Below are 16,635 nucleotides of genomic sequence, written 5' to 3' on the forward strand. Positions count from 1 at the left end.
GCATGGCCGATGCGCTGTCTGGAGGAAGGCTGCCAGTCTTCTGCTCGGCCGGCTTGGCCCATCAGGCGAAGAAAGGAAGGCCGAAAAGAAAGATCAGAGCCGATACAGGATCTGGTCGGTCCAGAACCGCTCGAGGCGGTGCAGCGACTTGTTGAGGCTGGCGAACTCCTCGTTCGAGATGCCACCGACCTGCTCGACCGTCTTGACGTGCTTCTGGTAGAGCGCCTCGACGATGCGGCGGACCTCCTGGCCCTGCGCGGTGAGGCGAATGCGAACCGAGCGGCGGTCGACGCGCGAGCGCTGGTGATCGAGGAAGCCGAGCTCGACGAGCTTCTTCAGATTGTAGGAGACGTTGGAGCCGAGATAGTAGCCGCGGGTGCGCAGTTCGCCGGCGGTCAGCTCCTTGTCGCCGATGTTGTAGAGAAGCAGTGCCTGCACCGAGTTGATGTCGGCGCGACCGCGACGATCGAACTCGTCCTTGATCACGTCGAGCAGCCGGCGATGCAGCCGCTCCACCAAGGTCAAAGCTTCCAGATAGAGCGGCTGCACCGGCGATTGACCGGCAGCGCGATCAGCGGCATCCACCGCCGTTGATGCAACGGCTTTCATCATGACACTTCCCCTGTTGTCGTTTTTATCGACTTATTCGACGAAACTTGTGTCCCGCCTGATAGGTCCAACGTAACGGGGCCGTTTGAATATCCGCTTAAATAAGAGAATAAAGAGATCATGAATTTAAGACAGTGAATCGCGGATTAAGCCCATGGATCAAGGACTTTTCGCAACTTTTCATTGACGGTGCAACGCCGTTGTTCACGCTTCGTCTGCGTGTCCTGTCGCATTCGGAAACAGCTTCGTTTGAAATCGAAACGGCCGCGTAACGGGTGTGAGGGAACCCTTACCGCTGCGCAAAAGGCGGCCGGAAAATTCTTCGAAAATTTTATGGGACCGCCCCGCCCGGGTCGCGACGTCACCGATGGAGTGAGGTGGGCTGGCCGTTCGGATCAGACCGGTCCCGCCGTCGGCCAGCGCAACGCCGGCTGACACAGATGCCGAGACCGGGAATATCGGTCCCGACGGCGGTTCCGCAGAAGCGCTCCGCGACCGAGGTCTTGGGTGCGCGGTCTGTGGCCGCTCACCTACCAGACCGGCATGTCCTGTCTTCTCATTGCGCGCACGCACGCCACTATCTTGGCGGCGATGGCAAGGATTCATTGGCAGCGTCCGCGTGGCCGTCGCGGCGGCCGGCTGCTACGGGGGCCGTTCGCGGGCGGCCATCCAGGCCAGCGCCAGATAGGCCGCGAGCATCACGGCCTCGAGCCCGACCACCAGCAGGCTGCCGCCATAGATGCCCGGGAACATCAATTCGATGACCGCCATCGAGACCACGGTCGTCAGCCAGACCACGGCGCCCCAGGGCGTCGCGAGCCACAGCCCGACGGCAGCGACGAGTTCGATCACGGCGAAATAGATCGTGGCAGTCTGCCAGGCCATCGACTGGTTTTCGAAGGCCTCCTCCTCGCCGCCGACGAAGCCGGTCACCTGGGCCCAGTGATAAAGGCCCTTGGCGATCGAGACGACCGCCATGATGCGCAGGAAGATGACGAGCCGCCGTGTCCATGCATTGTCGTCAGCCTCGATGCGGTCGGACGAGAGGCCGGCGACCGTCATGGCGCTGTCCCGCGCCGGATCGCGTGCGGAGGTATCAGACATGCGAATCGCCGCGGCCGGGCTGCAAGGAGGTATTCATGGCGGCCAGTCTTGGCCCGTGGAGCCGGCAAAATCAATTGCCGTTGCGGCAGATCAGGGGCCGCCGAGGGGCACAATGACGGCACCCCTGACAGGTGCTAGAAGTGGACCTATATCAAATCGAGACCGGCCGGCCGCCGAAGGGGAGAACATCATGGCGATCAAATTCGGGCGCCCGATCGAACTGCGCGATGCGCCGCGGCGCCAGGCCGATACCCTCGCCTCGCCGTCGCTCGACCTGACAATCCGCCCGCGCCGCAATCGCAAGACCGAATGGGCGCGGCGGCTGGTGCGCGAGAACGTGCTGACCACCAACGACCTGATCTGGCCGATGTTCGTGGTCGACGGCCGCAACGCGCGCACGCCGGTGGCCTCAATGCCCGGCGTGGAGCGCCTCACCGTCGACCAGATCGTGCGCGACGCCGAGCGCGCGGCCAAGCTCAACATCCCCTGTATCGCCCTGTTCCCCTTCACCGAGCCGTCGCTGCGCGACGAGGCCGGTTCCGAGGCGCTCAACCCGGACAATCTGGTCTGCCAGTCGGTGCGCGCGATCAAGAAGGAGTTTCCCGATATCGGCGTGCTCTGCGACGTCGCACTCGATCCCTTCACCAGCCACGGCCATGACGGCTTGATCGAGGACGGCAAGATCCTCAACGACGAGACGGTCGCGGTCCTGGTGAAGCAGGCGCTGACCCAGGCCGAGGCCGGCTGCGACGTGATCGCACCGTCGGACATGATGGACGGCCGCATCGGCGCGATCCGCGACGCGCTCGACGACAATGGTTTCGTCGACGTGCAGATCATGTCCTATGCGGCGAAATACGCCTCGGCGTTCTACGGACCGTTCCGCGATGCGATCGGCTCGGCCAAGACGCTGACCGGCGACAAGCGCACCTATCAGATGGACAGCGCCAACACCGACGAGGCGCTGCGCGAGGTCGAGCTCGACATCGCCGAGGGGGCGGACATGGTGATGGTGAAGCCGGGCATGCCCTATCTCGACATCGTGCGCCGCGTGAAGGACACCTTCGCGATGCCGACCTTCGTCTACCAGGTGTCCGGCGAATACGCGATGATCGCGGGCGCCGCCGCCAATGGCTGGATCGACGGCGAGCGCGCGATGATGGAAAGCCTGATCGGCTTCAAGCGTGCCGGTGCCGACGGCATCTTGACCTACTTCGCGCCGCGGGCGGCGGAAAAGATCAAGGCCGAGAGCTGACGACCGTTTCCTCCGTCGTAGCGAGCGAAGCGAAGCAATCCATCTCTCGGCTCGGGGAAGCGTGGATTGCTTCGCTTCGCTCGCAATGACGCGGTGGAGGCAGCGCCGCTCCACCCGCCGCCGAATCGCCGGAATATTTCGGCAAGTTAATGTTTGCCCGGCTTGGCAGGCGAGCCTCCAGTTCCCATGTCCTGCCGGGACCGGAATTGGAGGATGCGATGTCCTACAGCAATGACGGCGACCGTGGGCGGAACGATGCTTCTCGCAACAATACTCGCAACGATACTTGGCGCAGCGACGGTGGCATTCCCCCGCATGCGTTTGATCCGATGTCGCAGCCGGAGTTGTTCCGCGGCGTGCTGACCCGGCGGGTGTTCGCGTTCCTGATCGACCTCGTGGTGATCGCGGTGCCGGTGATCCTGGCGGTGATCTTCATCTTCCTGCTCGGCTTCGTCACCTTCTTCCTGGGCTGGACATTGTTCGGCCTGCTCTCCCCGCTCTCGATCATCTGGGCGATCGTCTATTATGGCTGGTCGATCGGCGGGCCGCATTCGGCGACCATCGGCATGCGGATGATGGATCTGGAACTGCGCACCTGGTACGGCGCCCGCGGCTACTTCGTGCTTGGCGCCGTCCATGCGGTGCTGTTCTGGGCGACGATCTCGTTTCTGACGCCGCTGGTGCTGCTGGTGAGCCTGTTCAGCCGCCGCCGTCAGTTGCTGCACGACGTCATCCTCGGAACCGTCATGATCAACAGCTCGGTCCGGGCCTCGGTGGCGCCGGCGGCGCGGGCCTATTAGGTCCGCTTAAACCAATTGACCGTTAACCTTCGGGAGGCGATGCTGACCGGTATTGTTGTGGAGCCTTTGGCTGCCTGTATTGTTGTGGAGCCTGACGATCTGACGTGACCCAGCACTCGCGTGATACCCCCCAGTTCTATTTGACGGCGCCATCGCCCTGCCCCTACCTGCCGGGCCGCCATGAGCGCAAGGTGTTCACGCATCTGGTCGGTGAAAAGGCCGGCGATCTCAACGACCTCCTGACCCATGGCGGTTTCCGCCGCAGCCAGTCGATCGCCTACCGCCCGGCCTGCGACCAGTGCCGGGCCTGCGTCTCGGTCCGGGTGGTCGCCAACGAATTCCGCCCCTCGCGCAATTTCCGCAAGATCCTGGCCCGCAACGCCGACATCATCGGCGAGCAGCGCAGCGCGGTGCCGACCTCAGAGCAATATTCGGTGTTCCGCGCCTATCTCGACCGCCGCCACCGCAACGGCGGCATGGCCGACATGACCGTGCTCGACTACGCGATGATGGTCGAGGACAGCCATGTCGAGACCCGGATCATCGAGTACCGTCGGCGCAACGCCGACAGCGCCATCACCGGCCGCGGCGACGAACTGCTGGCGGTGGCGCTGACCGATGTGCTCAGCGACGGGCTGTCGATGGTCTATTCGTTCTTCGAGCCGTCGCAGGAGAGCCGCTCGCTCGGCACCTTCATGATCCTCGACCACATCGCCCGCGCCCGCCGCCAGGGCCTGCCTTACGTCTATCTCGGCTACTGGATCGAGGGCTCCAAGAAGATGGACTACAAGGGCCGCTTCCTGCCGCAGCAGCGCCTCGCCCCGAGCGGCTGGCTGCGCGTCGACGCAACAGGCGAGGCGCTGGCGGAGCCGCAGGATTGAAGAGGGCGAATGGCGAGTAGCCAATAGCGAATGGTCGCGACCCTATTCGCTACTCCCTATTCACTATTCGCCGCGCTCAGCCGAAGAACGTATCGATCAGCAGCTTCACGTTCAAAATCACGATCACTCCGGCGACCGTCCACGCCGCCATCGCAACCGGCAGCGGGATCGCGAACGCGCCCATCTTGCGCTTGTCGGAGACGAAGCGAACCAGGGGGATCACTGCGAACGGCAGCTGCATCGACAGCACCACCTGGCTGAACACCAGAAGCTGCGCGGTGCCGCTCTCGCCGTAGAGTGCAGTCACGGCGATGACCGGGACGATGGCGATGCCGCGCGTCACCAGCCGCTGCGCCCAGTCCGGCAGCCGCAGGTCGAGGAAGCCCTGCATCACGATCTGGCCGGCCAGGGTTGCCGTCACCGTCGAGTTGAGGCCGGAGGCCAATAGCGCCACCGCGAACAAGGTCGAGGCGATGCCGAGGCCGAGCAGCGGCGACAACAGCTCGAAGGCCTGGTCGATCTCGGCGACGTCGGAATGGCCGCTCTTGTGGAAGGTCGCGGCCGCCACCACCAGGATTGCGGCGTTGATGAACAGCGCCAGCATCAGCGCGATGGTGGAGTCGGTGGTCGCCCATTTGATGGCGTCCCGCCTGCCCTCCTCGGTGCGCGGATAGGCGCGGGTCTGCACGATCGAGGAATGCAGATAGAGGTTATGCGGCATCACGGTGGCGCCGATGATGCCGATCGCGATGTAGAGCATCTCCGGATTGGTGACGATCTCGCGCGACGGGATGAAGCCGCCGAGCACGGCGCGAACCGGCGGGGCCGCAGCGGCGATCTGCACCACGAAGCAGACCGCGATGACGATCAGGAGCGCGATGACGAAGGCCTCCAGGAAGCGGAAGCCGCGGTTCATCAGGAGCAGCAGCAGGAACGCGTCGAGCGCCGCGAGCAGCGCGCCGCCGATCAGCGGAATGCCGAACAACAGCTTCAGCGCGATCGCGGTGCCGATCACCTCGGCAAGATCGCAGGCGATGATGGCGGCTTCGCAGGCCAGCCACAGCATGAAATTGACCGGGCGCGAATAGGTGGCGCGGCAGGCCTGTGCAAGATCGCGGTCGGTGGCGATGCCGAGCCGCGCCGCCAAGGCCTGCAGCAGGATCGCCATCAAATTGGAGAGCAGGATGACCGACAGCAGCGTGTAGCCGAACTTGGAGCCGCCCGCGAGGTCGGTGGCCCAGTTGCCGGGGTCCATGTAGCCGACCGACACAAGATAGCCGGGCCCTGCGAAGGCCAGCAGCCGGCGCCACCACAGCCCCCCCGAGGGCACCGCAACCGTCGAGTTCACTTCCGGGAGGCTGCGGGCACGCCCGGCGTCGCCGCGCCAGCCGGATTCGGCCGGCAGCGCCGCAGACAGGGAAGCCGGGGGCATTTCAGGCGTGCGAGCGTCCATACTGAAAAGATGGCTGATCCGCCCCGTTAATGCAACTCATTTGCAACTGCATCTGGACTCACGATACCGCTACCGGCGGAAGCTGCCCGTTCCCTGGCCTGCCTGCGGCGTTGGAGCTTCCGTCAGCCTAATACCGCTCGACGACAGGTTGTCTGCGATCGACGGCCCAACTTCACCGACCATTAGCATTGTCGTCCGACACATCTTGAGATGCCCAGGATTATGACGCTCGGCAACGAAACCAGCTGAGCCCCATGGGCGACAAAGAGCTGAGTGCTTGCGCAGCATGGCGGCGATCGCCGGATCACCGGAGTTCCCGCGGCGCGGCCTGAAAGGATCAAGTCACGGCGATGAGTGCAATTGGCGACCTTCTGCTCGCCCCCGACGTGCGGCCGTTCGCGGTGGCGGCCGCGATCATGGTTGCGCTCGGCGGCATCGAAATCCTCTGCATGCTGGTCGGGTTCTCGATCAACGACATGTTCGGCAAGGAAGTCGCCGTCGAGGGCGAGCACCCCGGTGTCCTCGAAGGGCTGTTCCTCTGGGTCAATACCGGACACCTGCCGCTGCTGATCCTGATCATCCTGGTGCTCGGCTATTTCTCGATCCTCGGCTTCTTCGTCCAGGGCATCGCCCATGGCATCGGCCTTTCCGTGCCGGCCTGGGTCGCCGCGCTGGTCGCGGGCGTCTGGAGTCTGCCGATGACGCGCGTCACCAGCCGGCGCATCGCGCGCATCATCCCGCGCGACGAGAGCTATGCGGTGGATGAGGCCGATTTCGTCGGCCATATCGGCGAAGTCTCGGTCGGCCCGCTCGACCACGGGTTGCCCGGGCGCGTCCGCGTCAAGGACGTCCACGGCAACTGGCACACGGTGGTGGCGCGGGCCGGCCCGGAGTCCGATGCGCTCCCGGTCGGCGCCGACGTGCTGCTGGTCAATCGCGACGCCAAGAGCTTCATCGCGGTTGCCGCAAGCGGCGGCCTCATCGAGCAACGACAATCCTTCAACAGGACATAACACATGTGGGAATTTGCTATACCCGTCCTCATTGCCGTCATCGCCATCCTCGTCATCGGCGTGTTGTTCGCCAGACTCTACAAGCGATCGACGCGCGACGAGGCCTATGTCCGCACCGGGCTCGGCGGCCAGAAGGTCGTGCTCGACGGCGGCTCCGTCGTGCTGCCGATCTTCCATTCCACCGCCGCGGTGAACCTGAAGACGCTGCGGCTCGAGGTCGCGCGCGGCGGCCCGGATTCGCTGATCACCAAGGACCGCATGCGCGTCGACATCGGCGCCGAGTTCTATCTCCGCGTCAAACCGGACTCGTCGTCGATCGCGCTCGCCGCGCAGACGCTCGGCAACCGCACCAACGATGCCGCCGAGCTGCGCGAGCTGGTCGAGGCCAAGTTCGTCGACGGCCTGCGCTCGGTCGCCGCAACCATGAACCTCGAAGAATTGCAGGAGCAGCGCGCGACTTTCGTCAAGGCGGTGCAGGACGCGGTCGGCGCCGACATCCAAAACAACGGCCTCGAGCTCGAATCGGTGTCGCTGACGAGGCTGGACCAGAGCGACATCAAGCACTTCAACCCGAGCAATTTCTTCGATGCGCACGGCCTGACCACGCTGACGCAAATCACAAAACAGCGCGAGCAGGAGCGCAACCAAATCGTCCGCACCACCGAGGTGAACATCGCCCAGCAGGACCTGGTGGCGCGGCAGACCACGCTGCAGATCGAAAGCACCAAGCGCGAGGCCGAGCTGGCGCAGCAGCGTGACATCGCCAACAAGACAGCGGCGATGCGCGCGCAGACCGCGCAGGTCGAACAGGCCGCGCTGCAGAACGAGGCCGAGTACCGGATTCAGCAGGAGCTTGCGGTCGCCAACAAGCAGACCGAGGCCAACCAGGCCCGCGACACCCGCAAGATCGAGGCCGATCTCGCAGTGAAGCGCCGCACCACCGAGATGGAGCGCGAGTTGCAGATCGTGGCGCAGGAAGCCGCCATCGCGGTCTCGACCAAGAGCAAGGAACAGTCGGAGGCGCAGACCATCGCCGAAACCGCGCGCGCACTGGCGATCGCGGCCGAGGAAAAGGTCACCACCGCGCGCGCCACCGAGGTCGCCGAGCGCGACAAGATCATCAACGTGATCGCCGCGCGCAAGGTCGCGGAAACCAACGCGATGCCGATCACGGTGATGGCCGAAGCCGAACGGCTGGCCGCGGCCAACAAGGCCGAAGCCACCAACGTGCTGGCCAAGGCCGACGCCGATGCGGCCACCACCCGCGCCGCCGGCGTCAAGGCACTCGGCCAGGCCGAGGCGGAAGTGGCGCAGTTGAAGGCGGAAGCGCGCAACAAGCTCAGCGCGGCGATGGTGGATTACGATCTCACGCTCGCGCGCATCAACATCATCCCGAACGCGCTCGCCGAAGCGGTGAAGCCGATCGAGAAGATCTCCGACATCCGCATCTTCGACACCGGCGGCCTGCTCGGCCGCGGCAATGGCAGTGCCAATGGCCATGGTGGCGGCAATGGCGGCCTTGGGCTCGGCGACGGCCTCGCGGCGCAGCTGCTGTCGGTGTCGGCGTTCAAGCCGATCATCGACAAGATCCTCGACGAGGCTGGTTTCGCGCCCGGACAGGACAACATGCTGAGCCTGTTGAGCGCGCTGCGTGCCGCAACTGGGCCGATCGACCCGACCGAAACGCAAGCCAAGGGCGCACTTGCCGATAGCGCAACGCCGCAGCCCGCGGCCATCTCGGGGATCGGCAAGGCGACGCTTGGCCCGAAGTCCTGACATGGGGCGGCTGCGTGAATGCGGATCATGTCGGGTTACATCCCACGTAACGACCGGAGACGAATGCCCCGTCAAAGCGTAGTCCGCGCGTTCGTTGACGGTGCTCCAAGCGCCCGCTGCAATTGCGCAGCGGGCTTGCCTTGTCGGGAAACGGGTGGGATCGGGCCTCCTCCTCCCCCACACTGTGGCAGATTTAAATTCCAAGGGATTCTGCCATGTCCGCCGACACGCCTCGCCTGCCCGCGACCTTCAACCGCCTCGCCTGGTCCAATCTCGCCGCGCAATCGGCCGAGCAGATCGCGCTTGCGGCAGCGCCGATCGTCGCGGTGCTGCTGCTCGGGGTCGGCGAAGGCCAGACCGGCCTGTTGCAGACCGCGCTGACGCTGCCCTTCATCCTGTTCGCGATCCCCGCCGGCCTGCTGGCCGACCGGGTGTCGCGACGCTGGGTGATGGCAGGCTCCGAGGCGCTGCGCGCGGCGGCGCTGGCGGCGATCCTGCTGCTGCTCTGGCTCGGCCTGATGACCCTGCCGCTGCTGGCTCTGCTCGGCTTTGTCGCGGTCTGCGGCACGGTCGCCTACAGCGTCGCAGCGCCGGCGCTGGTCCCATCGCTGGTCACCGCGCAGCAATTGCCCGCGGCGAACGCCCGCATCGAACTGGCGCGCACAGTCGCATTCGCCAGCGGCCCGGCGCTCGGCGGCGTACTGGTCGGCTGGGTCGGCGCCGCGCCGGCCTTCGGTTTCGCCGCTGCATTGTCCGCGATCGCGGTCGTGCTGCTCGCCGGCATCTACGAGCCCGCGCGCGCGCCGGCGCCGCAGCGCCATCCGTTGCAGGACATCAAGGAAGGCGCCGCCTTCGTGCTGCATCACGCGCTGCTGCGGCCGGTGTTCGTCACCCAGTTCATCTTCAACACCGCATCGTTCCTGCTGCTCGCGGTGTTCGTGCCCTACGCCGTGCGCCATCTCGGCCTCAGCGCCACCGGCGTCGGCACTGTGCTCGCGATGTACGGCGTCGGCATGGTGGTCGGCGCGCTGTTCGCGACTCGCGTCATGAAGCGGCTGGCGTTCGGCACCGTGATCGGACTCGGCCCGGTCACCGGTTTCGTCGCCGCGGCGGTGATGGCGCTGACCACCTGGATTCCGACGCCGCTGCTCGCCGGCCTCAGCTTCTTCCTGCTCGGCGTCGGCCCGATCCTGTGGGTGATCTCCACCACCACGCTGCGGCAGTCGGTGACGCCGCCCTCGCTGCTCGGCCGGGTCTCGGCGATCAACATCATGAGCTACGGCGCCCGCCCGCTCGGCTCCGCGCTCGGCGCCGTCGTTGGCGGCCTCTACGGCGCCGAAGCCTGCCTCTATCTGGCAGCCGCGATCTTCGCCGCCCAGGCGCTGGTGATCCTGATGTCACCGGCGGTGTCGCTGACCCGGCAGCCCGACATGGTCGGCGAACCGGCGCGGTGCTGATCCACTGCCTCCGTCATTGCGAGCGGAGCGAAGCAATCCATTTTCTCCGCTTGCGGATGGATGGATTGCTTCGTCGCTTCGCTCGCAATGACGGGGTCAGAGCCGACTTCAGCTCGCCAGATACCGTTCGTATTTGCCGCCGACCACTTCGTCGGCGGCGACCGCCGGATCGAGGGTGTAGAGATCCTGCGCATGGCTGATGCCGCGCAGCACGAAACGGCCGGTGGAGACCAGATAGTTGCGGCCCGCGGCGTCGAGCCCGGTGCGGAACGCGGTCGAGGTCAGCAATTCGCGGTCGACCGAGGCGCACATCGAGGCAATGCGACTGACCTCGTTGACGGCGGGGCCGACGACGGTGAAATCGAGCCGGTCCTCGCTGCCGATATTGCCGTAGAACACCTCGCCGACATGCAGGCCGACATAGGCCGTGGTGGTCGGCCGCCCCTCGTTCTCGCGGCGATCGTTCAGCACCCGCATATTGTGCCGGAATCTGTGTTCGGCGCGCAGCGCCGCCCGCTTGGCGCCGCCCATGTTCTCGCCGGTGAACATCGCCAGCACGCCGTCGCCGATCAGCTTCAGCACCTCGCCGCCGGCGTCATGGATCGCGTCGATCGAGGCCTGCGCATAATCGTTGAGGAACGGGATGATCTCGTCCGGGCCGATGCGTTCGCTGATCGCGGTGGAGCCGCGGACGTCGGAGTACCACAGCACGGCCTTGATCTTCTCGGTGACGCCGCGCTGCATGCGGCCGCGCAGCACCTGCTCGGCGGTGTCGCGGCCGAGATAGACCCGGCCGAGTGTGCGGGCGATCTCGACCTGCGCCGCGGATTTGACCGCGAGCCCGAGCACCGGCACCAGCTCGCGCAGCGCATCCATATGGGCCTGCTCGAAGCCGTTCGAATGCCGCGTGGTCCAGTAGGAGTAGAAGCAGTCCATCTCGCCGATCGTGCCGGCCTCGCCGAAGCGATGCACGAAGGCGGCGAAGTGCTTGTGGCCCTTTTCGGCAAGCTCGCCGATCATCGAGAAGCCGTGAGACGTGTCGGCGAGATCGATCAGCATCTCCTCATGGCCATTTTCGAGCATGTGGTAGAAGGCCGATCTGCGCCAGTTCTGGTTGGCGTCGCCGGTGCTGGTCGAGCCGTATTCGAACATGTCGGCCTCGTTGCTCTCGCCGTCGTTCCAGCGGAAGCCGCGGCCCTCGAAGATCGGATGCAGGGTGTCGATGAAGACGATGGCGCGCGACAGCGGCATGCCGGCGGCCCGGCAGCGCTCGCAGAAGCCGCGCAGCAGGTCGTTTTCGGGCAGGCCCGTGAGACCCTGCCGGACCAGCCAGTTCGAAAGGCGCAAACGGGGCGTCAGTTCCATGGGCTGAGTATGCCGGGCAATTGCTGCGGGAGAAAGGGCTGGTCCGTCGACGTGGCCTTGCCGTGGCGACGGTCCGCCTACAGATGCAGATGCGGATACGGCATTGCAAGACCGGCCGGTTTCACCATTTGCGCACCGATCACGCCCATCGAGCAGCGGCGATTCCGCTTCCCTTTGCCGCGGCCTTCGCGCACAAAGCTGCATAGACAGCGACCCCCGGCCCAGCAAACCCGATCCGGCGCCTCGTGCAATGGGCGATCACCCCGCCGCAATCCTATGGGGTCTACCTCGTCGCCCTGGTCGTGGTGTTCATCTTCTCGTTCTACGCCGGCACGCTGAAGCCCAAGCAGGCGCCCGCCCCGGCACCGACGACGTCGGCGCCGCGGAGCTGACGGGCTCGCTACTCAGCACGCGCCGACTGTCCCAATTGTCCTTGAATGGACGGTGTCGCCCGACAGCACGATTGCGTCGGTTTTCGGCAACTTCACCAGCAGCGACTGGCGGCCGAGCGTATGGCCAGGCGCCGACAGAATGGTCAACACTGCCCGCTTAATGCGCGTGATCGTGATGCGGGCAGAGCTGCACCTCGACCGTGATGTGGCTGAGGCCGCGCAGCCCGGCGAGCCGGTGCTTGTAGGCCGCCGGCGCCAGCGGATGATCCGACACCAGCGAGATCACGGCGGCGCGGTGGCCGGGGCCGACCTGCCACAGATGCAGATCGGTGACGCGGTCGCCCTCGGCCTCAATCCGCTCGCGGATGGTGGTTTCCAGACGATCGTCGGCGCTGACGTCGAGCAGCACGGCGCCGGCCGCGCGGATCAGGCCGTAGGCCCAGCTCGCGATCACGATGCTGCCGACGATGCCAACGAGCGGGTCGGCCCAGACCCAGTTCGCACCCATCGCCACCAGCAGCGCGCCGATCGCCAGGATCGAGGTCGCGGCGTCGGCCAGCACATGGACATAGGCGGCGCGCAGATTGTTGTCGTGATGATGGTGGTGGTGGTGATCATGATCGTGGTGATCGTCATGATCATGATCGTGGCCGTGCGCGTGGCCATGATGATGGTGGTCATGGTCGCCGCGCAGCAGCCAGGCGCTGGCGAGGTTGACGACGAGGCCGAGCGCCGCGACGGCGATCGCCTCGCTGTAGGCGATCGGCACCGGGTGCAGCAGCCGGTCGACGCTTTCCCAGGCGACCTGGATCGCGACCATGGCGAGGATGATGGCGCTGGAGAACGCTGCCAGGTCGCCGAACTTGCCGGTGCCGAACGAGAAGCGCGCGTTGCGCGCCTGCCGCCGCGCCAGCAGGTAGGCCAGCCCGGCAATCCCGAGCGCGGCCGCATGGGTTGCCATATGCCAGCCGTCGGCCAGCAGCGCCATAGATCCCGACAGCCATCCGGCGACGATCTCGCCGACCATCATCGCCGCCGTCAGCGCCACCACGATCCAGGTGCGGCGCTCGTTGCGGGTATGCGTATCGCCGAGGAAGACGTGCTCGTGGGTCCATTGGTCGATCGAATGCGAGTGCATGAGAATTCTCCGGTACGTGCTTTGCTGGCGATGCTGCTACACCATTTCAGCCGGCGCCAGCCGGCAAGTCTCGCTGCTGATCTCGACCTGCAATGTCGCATGGTGGATGCTGAAGCGGTGCGAGAGTTCCGCGCAAACCAGATGCAGGAAGGCATCGTCATGGCCGCCGGGGCGGACCAGATGCGCAGTCAGCGCGGTCTCGCTGGTGCTCATCGCCCAGATGTGCAGGTCGTGCACCTCGGTGACGCCTTCCAGCGTGATGAGGTAGTCCCTCACCTGTTTGAGATCAATGCCTTTCGGCACGGCGTCAAGCGCAAGGTTGACGCTGTCGCGCGCCAGCTCCCAGCCGCTCAGCAGCACGACCACGGCGATGACGAGGCTGATCGCGGGATCGAGCCATTGCCAGCCGGTCGCCATGATCAGCAGCGCGGCGACCACGACGCCGAACGAGACGCCGGCATCCGCCGCCATGTGCAGATAGGCGCCGCGGACGTTGAGGTCGGTGTCGCGGCCGCGCATGAACAAGAGCGCCGTGCCGCCATTGATCAGAATGCCGAGCGCGGCAACCCAGACCACCGTCCAGCTCGCGACCTCGGCCGGCTCGCGAAAGCGGTTGATCGCCTCGACCGCGATGCCGCCGACCGCGATCAGCAGCAGCCCGGCATTGGCCAGCGCGGCCAGGATCGAGGCGCGGCGATAGCCATAGGTGTGGGTATCGGTCGGCCGCCTGCCCGCCAGCCAAACCCCGCCCCAGGCCAGCAGCAGCGCGATCACATCGGAGAGATTGTGAACCGCGTCGGAGACCAGCGCCAGCGAATTGGCGGCATAGCCGAAGATCAGTTCCGCAACGACGAACGCCGTGTTCAGCGACGCGCCGATTGCAAACGCGGTGCCGAAGCTCGCCGGCGCGTGGCTGTGCCCGGCATGGGAAGGATCGTGGGAATGAGAATGACCGGTGTGGTCGTGGTCGTGATTGTGCGCCATGGCAACCGTCGCCCGCTATCGCTGGCGACGGTTATAGCGCGGCAGAATGTGGATACTATCACACCGCGATCGGTCCCGTAGCCCGGATTGCGCTGCGCTCCATCCGGGCTACGGGTCTTCTTACTCCACGCCGCGGTTGAACTTGTTCGACGTCGGCAGGCCGTGGGCGAGCCGGCCGGCGTCGGCGCGGCTGCCGCGCCAGTCGGCCAGTTCCTTCATGGTCATGCTGCGCTCGCGGCCGGCGGAATCCCTCCAGGTCAGACCGGTCTTGGAGTCGAACACCGCGACGTCCGACAGCGTCGCGCTGGTGTATTTCTGCAATCGCACGCCGCGGCCGCGGGCCATTTCCGGCACCTGGTCGAGACCGAACAGCACCATCTTGTGATTGCTGCCGATCACGGCGACGGTATCGCCCGATACGGTCGCGATCGCGCGGGCCTCGTTCGGCATCTCGACATTGAGCACCTGCTTGCCCTTGCGGGTATTGCCGACGCAGTCCTCTTCCTTGACGACGAAGCCCTGGCCCTCGCTGCTCGCGATCAGGAACTTGCGTTCGCCCTTGTTGACGAATAGCGCGACGATCGCCGCGTCCTGCTCGAGGTCGATGAACATCCGGATCGGCTCGCCATGGCCGCGGCCGCCCGGCAGCTTGGCGACATCGAGCGAGTAGAACTTGCCGTTGGTCGCGAACAGCAGCAGCTTCGAGGTCGTCTCGGCAAAGAACGAGTGTTCGAGCTTGTCGTCGGTCTTGAAGGCGAGCCCCGAGAGATCTTCGACATGGCCCTTCAGCGTCCGCACCCAGCCCTTCTCGGACACCACGACGGTGCAGGGCTCGCGCTCGACGAACGCCTCCTCGATGGCCGCGAGATCGTGCTCGGGGGCGTCGGCGAAGGTGGTGCGGCGCTTGCCGAGCGGCGTCTTCGGCCCGAACATGTCGCGGACCTTCGTCACCTGCTCGGCGACCTTGGCCCATTGCTGCGGCTCCGAGCCGAGCAGGCCTTCGATGCCCTTCAGCTCCTTGCGCAGCTCCTTGTCCTCGCGGTTGATCTCCATTTCATCCAGCCGGCGCAAGTTGCGCAGCCGCATGTTGAGGATGGCTTCCGCCTGGACGTCCGAAAGCTTGAAGGTCTTCATCAGGACCGGCTTCGGCTCGTCCTCGGTGCGGATGATCTTGATCACCTTGTCGACGTTCAGATAGGCGATCAGCTGTCCGCCGAGGATTTCCAGCCGATGCTCGATCTGGCCCTTGCGGAAGTTGGTTCGGCGGATCAGCACGTCGCGCAGATGGTCGAGCCATTCGCGCAGGCACTCGGCGAGGCCGATCACCTTGGGGATGCGGCCCTGCACCAGCACGTTGAGGTTCAGCGATATCTTGCTTTCCAGCTCGGTCAGCCGGAACAGCGATTCCATCATCAGCGCCGGATCGACGGTGCGAGATTTCGGCTCGATGACGAGACGGACGTCGCCCGCCGATTCATCGCGGACCTCAGCGACCAGTGGCAGCTTCTTCTGGTCGATCAACTCGGCGATCTTCTCGACCAGCCGCGATTTCTGCACCAGCCAGGGGATCTCGGTGACCACGACGACCCAGGTGCCGCGGGCGCCCTCTTCCTGGCTCCAGCGCGCGCGGGTGCGGAACGAGCCGCGGCCGGTGGTGTAGGCCTCGATGATCGCTTCCTTGGAATCGACGATGATGCCGCCGGTCGGGAAATCCGGACCCTTGACCCAGCGCAGCAGCGCCTTCGACTTGGCGTCGGGCTTTTCGATCAAGTGGAGCGCAGCGTCGCAGAGCTCGGCCGCGTTGTGCGGCGGAATCGAGGTCGCCATGCCGACTGCGATGCCTTGCGCGCCGTTGGCGAGCAGGTTCGGGAAGCCACCGGGCAGCACCACCGGCTCTTTCGACTGGCCGTCATAGTTGAGACGAAACTCGACGCCGTCCTCATCGATGCCGTCGAGCAAGAGCCGCGCGACCTCGGTCATGCGCGCTTCGGTATAGCGGTAGGCAGCGGGGTTATCGCCGTCGATATTGCCGAAATTGCCCTGGCCGTCGACCAGCGGATAGCGCGAGTTGAAGTCCTGGGCCAGGCGCACCATGGCGTCATAGATCGCCTGGTCGCCGTGCGGATGGAACGAGCCCATCACGTCGCCGACGATCTTTGCAGATTTCTTGAAGGCGGTGCCGGGGTCGAGCCGCAGCAGCCGCATGCCGTAGAGGATACGCCGGTGCACCGGCTTCAGCCCGTCGCGGGCGTCCGGCAGCGCGCGATGCATGATGGTCGAGAGCGCATAGGCGAGATAGCGCTCCTCGAGCGCGTCACGCAGCGGCACCTCGTGGATTTCGGCCGGCTCTTCCGGCGGTTTCTGTCGTTTTCCCATGGGCAGGCGTTAAACCGAGACGATGAATCGGG

14 protein-coding genes and 2 pseudogenes are annotated in these 16,635 nt (G+C 65.6%); 8 read left to right on the forward strand and 8 right to left on the reverse strand.

Annotated elements, in window-relative coordinates; genetic code table 11:
* Positions 1-93: 93 nt before the first annotated feature.
* A complete protein-coding gene (gene ldtR, locus J6500_RS02180) occupies positions 94-612 on the reverse strand; it encodes a transcriptional regulator LdtR (protein WP_225711014.1) in 519 nt (172 codons plus the stop codon).
* Positions 613-1,251: 639 nt separating this feature from the next.
* On the reverse strand, positions 1,252-1,713 hold the full coding sequence (locus J6500_RS02185; RefSeq protein WP_225711015.1) for a DUF6163 family protein: 462 nt from the start codon (positions 1,711-1,713) through the stop codon (positions 1,252-1,254).
* 190 nt (positions 1,714-1,903) lie between these two features.
* Between J6500_RS02185 and hemB the strand changes: the two genes are divergently transcribed.
* From hemB to J6500_RS02200, 3 genes are all read left to right on the forward strand, one after another.
* Positions 1,904-2,968, forward strand: a complete 1,065-nt coding sequence (gene hemB / locus J6500_RS02190) for a porphobilinogen synthase (RefSeq protein ID WP_225711016.1) — start codon at positions 1,904-1,906, stop codon at positions 2,966-2,968.
* A gap of 218 nt (positions 2,969-3,186) precedes the next feature.
* A complete protein-coding gene (locus J6500_RS02195; protein WP_225711017.1) occupies positions 3,187-3,768 on the forward strand; it encodes an RDD family protein in 582 nt (193 codons plus the stop codon).
* 104 nt (positions 3,769-3,872) lie between these two features.
* Positions 3,873-4,649, forward strand: a complete 777-nt coding sequence (locus J6500_RS02200) for an arginyltransferase (protein ID WP_225711018.1) — start codon at positions 3,873-3,875, stop codon at positions 4,647-4,649.
* 76 nt (positions 4,650-4,725) lie between these two features.
* Here the strand turns inward: J6500_RS02200 and J6500_RS02205 are convergent, their stop codons facing one another.
* Positions 4,726-6,102 carry an Nramp family divalent metal transporter gene (locus J6500_RS02205; protein ID WP_225711019.1) on the reverse strand — a complete coding sequence of 459 codons (1,377 nt, stop codon included), beginning with the start codon at positions 6,100-6,102 and terminating at the stop codon, positions 4,726-4,728.
* A 350-nt stretch (positions 6,103-6,452) separates the two neighbouring features.
* Between J6500_RS02205 and J6500_RS02210 the strand changes: the two genes are divergently transcribed.
* The 4 genes and pseudogenes from J6500_RS02210 to J6500_RS02220 all read left to right on the forward strand — a co-directional run bounded on the left by J6500_RS02210 (position 6,453) and on the right by J6500_RS02220 (position 10,348).
* Positions 6,453-7,115: an OB-fold-containig protein gene (locus J6500_RS02210; RefSeq protein ID WP_225711020.1), complete on the forward strand. Its 663-nt coding sequence runs from the start codon at positions 6,453-6,455 to the stop codon at positions 7,113-7,115.
* Positions 7,116-7,175: 60 nt separating this feature from the next.
* Positions 7,176-7,649, forward strand: a pseudogene (locus tag J6500_RS32320) (SPFH domain-containing protein); the annotation flags it as partial.
* Between the two features lie 642 nt (positions 7,650-8,291).
* A complete protein-coding gene (locus tag J6500_RS32325) occupies positions 8,292-8,891 on the forward strand; it encodes a flotillin domain-containing protein (protein ID WP_512699704.1) in 600 nt (199 codons plus the stop codon).
* Positions 8,892-9,106: 215 nt separating this feature from the next.
* A complete protein-coding gene (locus J6500_RS02220; RefSeq protein WP_225711022.1) occupies positions 9,107-10,348 on the forward strand; it encodes an MFS transporter in 1,242 nt (413 codons plus the stop codon).
* Between the two features lie 108 nt (positions 10,349-10,456).
* On the opposite strand, the gene J6500_RS02225 is transcribed toward J6500_RS02220, so the two are convergent.
* Positions 10,457-11,713, reverse strand: coding sequence for an adenylate/guanylate cyclase domain-containing protein (locus tag J6500_RS02225; protein WP_225711023.1), 1,257 nt, complete (start codon positions 11,711-11,713; stop codon positions 10,457-10,459).
* A gap of 245 nt (positions 11,714-11,958) precedes the next feature.
* Here J6500_RS02225 and J6500_RS02230 point away from each other — a divergent pair, with 245 nt between their 5' ends.
* A complete protein-coding gene (locus J6500_RS02230; protein ID WP_225711061.1) occupies positions 11,959-12,105 on the forward strand; it encodes a hypothetical protein in 147 nt (48 codons plus the stop codon).
* A 10-nt stretch (positions 12,106-12,115) separates the two neighbouring features.
* Here J6500_RS02230 and J6500_RS02235 read toward each other — a convergent pair.
* The 4 genes and pseudogenes from J6500_RS02235 to parC all read right to left on the reverse strand — a co-directional run.
* Positions 12,116-12,252: pseudogene (locus J6500_RS02235) on the reverse strand (N-acyl homoserine lactonase family protein); the annotation flags it as partial.
* Between the two features lie 10 nt (positions 12,253-12,262).
* Positions 12,263-13,243: a CDF family Co(II)/Ni(II) efflux transporter DmeF gene (gene dmeF, locus J6500_RS02240; protein ID WP_225711024.1), complete on the reverse strand. Its 981-nt coding sequence runs from the start codon at positions 13,241-13,243 to the stop codon at positions 12,263-12,265.
* Between the two features lie 36 nt (positions 13,244-13,279).
* Positions 13,280-14,227, reverse strand: a complete 948-nt coding sequence (locus tag J6500_RS02245) for a cation diffusion facilitator family transporter (RefSeq protein ID WP_225711025.1) — start codon at positions 14,225-14,227, stop codon at positions 13,280-13,282.
* A 120-nt stretch (positions 14,228-14,347) separates the two neighbouring features.
* Positions 14,348-16,603, reverse strand: a complete 2,256-nt coding sequence (gene parC, locus J6500_RS02250; protein ID WP_225711026.1) for a DNA topoisomerase IV subunit A — start codon at positions 16,601-16,603, stop codon at positions 14,348-14,350.
* Positions 16,604-16,635 lie beyond the last annotated feature (32 nt).

This window comes from Bradyrhizobium semiaridum (assembly GCF_020329505.1).
Taxonomy (GTDB): Bacteria; Pseudomonadota; Alphaproteobacteria; order Rhizobiales; family Xanthobacteraceae; genus Bradyrhizobium; species Bradyrhizobium semiaridum.

Excerpts from the sequence above, each read along its gene's own strand:
- hemB (WP_225711016.1), top strand. The coding sequence starts at position 1,904 with ATGGCGATCAAATTCGGGCGCCCGATCGAACTGCGCGATGCGCCGCGG.
- J6500_RS02245 (WP_225711025.1), bottom strand. The coding sequence starts at position 14,227 with ATGGCGCACAATCACGACCACGACCACACCGGTCATTCTCATTCCCAC.
- J6500_RS02220 (WP_225711022.1), top strand. The coding sequence starts at position 9,107 with ATGTCCGCCGACACGCCTCGCCTGCCCGCGACCTTCAACCGCCTCGCC.
- dmeF (WP_225711024.1), bottom strand. The coding sequence starts at position 13,243 with ATGCACTCGCATTCGATCGACCAATGGACCCACGAGCACGTCTTCCTC.
- J6500_RS02210 (WP_225711020.1), top strand. The coding sequence starts at position 6,453 with ATGAGTGCAATTGGCGACCTTCTGCTCGCCCCCGACGTGCGGCCGTTC.
- J6500_RS32325 (WP_512699704.1), top strand. The coding sequence starts at position 8,292 with ATGGCCGAAGCCGAACGGCTGGCCGCGGCCAACAAGGCCGAAGCCACC.
- parC (WP_225711026.1), bottom strand. The coding sequence starts at position 16,603 with ATGGGAAAACGACAGAAACCGCCGGAAGAGCCGGCCGAAATCCACGAG.
- J6500_RS02195 (WP_225711017.1), top strand. The coding sequence starts at position 3,187 with ATGTCCTACAGCAATGACGGCGACCGTGGGCGGAACGATGCTTCTCGC.
- J6500_RS02185 (WP_225711015.1), bottom strand. The coding sequence starts at position 1,713 with ATGTCTGATACCTCCGCACGCGATCCGGCGCGGGACAGCGCCATGACG.
- J6500_RS02205 (WP_225711019.1), bottom strand. The coding sequence starts at position 6,102 with ATGGACGCTCGCACGCCTGAAATGCCCCCGGCTTCCCTGTCTGCGGCG.
- ldtR (WP_225711014.1), bottom strand. The coding sequence starts at position 612 with ATGATGAAAGCCGTTGCATCAACGGCGGTGGATGCCGCTGATCGCGCT.
- J6500_RS02225 (WP_225711023.1), bottom strand. The coding sequence starts at position 11,713 with ATGGAACTGACGCCCCGTTTGCGCCTTTCGAACTGGCTGGTCCGGCAG.